Origin of the sequence: Henriciella sp. (assembly GCF_049649345.1) — a bacterium.
Classification (GTDB): Bacteria; Pseudomonadota; Alphaproteobacteria; order Caulobacterales; family Hyphomonadaceae; genus Henriciella.
The window spans coordinates 1-2,897 of the sequence record NZ_JBARZC010000047.1; the positions used below are offsets into that span (position 1 = coordinate 1).

3 protein-coding genes are annotated in these 2,897 nt (G+C 64.4%); all 3 read left to right on the forward strand.

The features are described 5' to 3' along the window. A partial coding sequence (locus WA989_RS01195) for an MFS transporter (protein WP_424338706.1) occupies window positions 1–1,097 on the forward strand: 1,097 nt, incomplete at its 5' end. Window positions 1,098–1,134: 37 nt separating this feature from the next. Beyond that, on the forward strand, window positions 1,135–2,154 hold the full coding sequence (locus WA989_RS01200; protein WP_424338707.1) for an amidohydrolase family protein: 1,020 nt from the start codon (window positions 1,135–1,137) through the stop codon (window positions 2,152–2,154). Between the two features lie 11 nt (window positions 2,155–2,165). Then, a partial coding sequence (locus WA989_RS01205) for a crotonase/enoyl-CoA hydratase family protein (protein WP_424338708.1) occupies window positions 2,166–2,897 on the forward strand: 732 nt, incomplete at its 3' end.

Genomic DNA, 2,897 nt, shown 5'->3' on the forward strand with positions numbered 1-2,897 from the left:
GCTTCGGCCTTTTCCTGCCCCAGTTTCGCGACGCTTTCTCTCTGTCCACGAACCAGGCCGGCCTGTTTGCCAGTGCCGGTTTCATTGCTTTCCTCCTGGCCCTGCCGCTGACGGTCCGGCTGGTCGGCCGGTCCGGCCCCCGCATGCCCGTCGTCGTTGGGGCCGCCTCGGCGTGTATCGGCTTTCTGATGATCGCGGCGGCAGGCGGGGCGCTCCAGCTCCTGGCCGGGGTGATGTTCGCAAGCGCCAGTGCCGGCCTTTGCTGGGCCCCCTTCAACGATGCCGCCAAGCGGTTTGTGTCTCGCAGGTCCCGCGCCAGTGTGCTCGCCGTCATCGCCTCGGGCACAAGTATCGGCATCATCCTCGCCGCTCTGATGTCCCTGGCGGTCACCTATGATGTCTTCACCTGGCGCCACGCCTGGGGCGGGTTCTGCCTCGCCGCATTCGCCGTCGCCCTTGGAGCCTTAATCGAAATGCCGGCGCCATCCCGGCCTGGTGACCGCCAGCCGGCCCGCGAGTCGCCGAAGTATCTCTGCCGCGCGGGCATCCCGCTCTACCTGGCGGCGCTCTGTTTCGGCGCGGCGAACGCGGTCTATTTTTCCTTCGCTGCCGACCGGGTGGTGGAGGCCGGCGGCCTTTCGGGCCTTCGCAGCGGCGCTGGCGCCGGCATCATCTTTCTGAGCTATGGCGCCTTTGGCATGCTCGGCACACTCACCGGCCGGGCCGAAGCAAAGACCGGGACCGGCTGGCTGTTGCGCCTGATCTTCGCAGTCGCTGCGATCTCTCTCGGGCTCATCGCACTCGCGCCCCAGTCCTGGCCCGGCGTCGTTGTGTCGGCGGGTCTCCAGGGCGCCGCCCTGATGTCCGCCAGCGCGATCTTCTCCATCTGGAGCCTGCGCCTGTTTCCAGAGCACGGCACATCCGGCTTCGTCGTTGCACTCATCGCCCTGGCCGTCGGTAGCGTGCTCGGCCCCGCCATCGCCGGCCTTGTCTCAACCCAGCTCGGACCCGACATGATGTTCCTTCTCACCTCGCTCCCCTTATTGCTGGTGACATTCTGGCCGGGAAAACTGGCGAGCAGCCGAAACATGCAATAAGCCGGATGGGATAAGAATGGAGGGAGGAAGACGGCCTATGTTCGATAATGACGAATGGCTCGCCCAGGTTAAAGAGGATGTGATCGACCCGGACCGGGAGATCGTCGATCCGCATCACCATCTCTGGCCGAAGGATAATCCGGCCGGCATCGTCTACGACCTCGAAGAACTGTGGAGCGATACAGAAGACGGCCACAACGTCACCCAGACCATCTTCATGGAGTGCGGCGCCGCCTATCGCCCCGATGGCCCGGACCATCTCAAACCGATCGGGGAGACTGAATTCGTCACGAACGCCGCTATCCGCGCCAGCGAAGACAAGCGCAAGGCCTCCATCGCTGGCTTCATAGGCCATGGCGATCTGAGGCTGCCGGTGGACACGCTCGATGAAGTGCTCGACGCCCATATCGTCGCCTCCGAAGGCCTCTTCCGCGGCATCCGTCATGCCGGCCCGTTCGACAGGGCGAGCGATGGGTTCCGCATCAAGCCGCGGGCGCCCGAAGGTCTCTACAAGGACGAAAACTTCCGCCGCGGCGTCGCGCACCTCGGGCAGCGCGGCATGACCTATGACACCTGGAATTATCACACCCAGATCCTCGACTTTGCCGATCTCGCCGCTGCCGCACCAGGCACTACAATGATCCTCGATCATTTCGGAACGCCTCTCGGCGTCGGCCCCTATGAGGGCAGCCACGAGGCGAACTTCCCGAAATGGAAGGAGGATGTAGCTGCGGTTGCAGAGAACCCGAACGTCTTCGCCAAGCTCGGCGGCCTCGCCATGCCGGACAATGGCTTTGGCTGGGACAAACGGGACACGCCGGCCACATCAGACGAAATCGTCGAGGCCCACGCGCCCTACTACCATCACATGATCAAATGCTTCGGCGCCGAGCGCTGCATGTTCGAGAGCAACTTCCCGGTCGACCGGCTGTCGCTCAGCTACCGGGTCTACTGGAACGCCATGAAGAAGATCGCCGCCGACTATAGCGAGCTGGAACAGCAGGCGATGTTCAGCCGCGTCGCCCGCCAAGTCTACCGTATCGATCCGCCGCTTTAGGAGAGGCAAACATGTTCGAGGAGATCATCTATGAGGTTGAGAATGGCCGCGCCCGTATCACGCTCAACCGGCCGGACAAGCTCAATGCGCTGACGCTGAAGATGCAGGCGGAGATGGCCGAAGCGCTCTGGCAGGCTGACAATGACCGCGCCGTCCATTGCGTCATCCTGAAGGGCGCAGGCCGCGGCTTCTCAGCCGGCTATGACCTCTCTGGCGCAGGCGCGGTACCGGTCTCCCGGCTCGACGGCGAGACAGACAACAAGCGCGGCGGGCGCAGTGTCGACGATGATATCTGGCAGCTCGAACGCGCCCAGCGCTATCGCATGGCAATCTTCGACATGCACAAGCCGGTCATCGCGCAGGTCCATGGGCCCTGCGTCGCCGGCGGCACAGACATCGCCCTGCTCTGCGACATCGTGATCATCGCCGACGACGCCACCGTCTCCTTCCCGGCCGGCCGCAATCTCGGCGCGCTGCCGAACCAGATGTGGCTCTACAATGTCGGCCCGCAATGGACCAAGCGGCTGATGCTCACCGGCGACTCGACTACCGGCGCAGAAGCCGCCCAGCTTGGCTTCGCTCTGAAGTCGGTGCCGGCTGACAGGCTGGAAGCTGAAGTCGAAGGCCTGGCCTCGCGCATGGCGCTGATCGACGCTGACATCCTCGCCGCCAACAAGCGCGCGGTGAACCTCGGCATGGAGCTGATGGGCGCGCGGACCATGCAGCGCCTCGCGGTCGAGAAT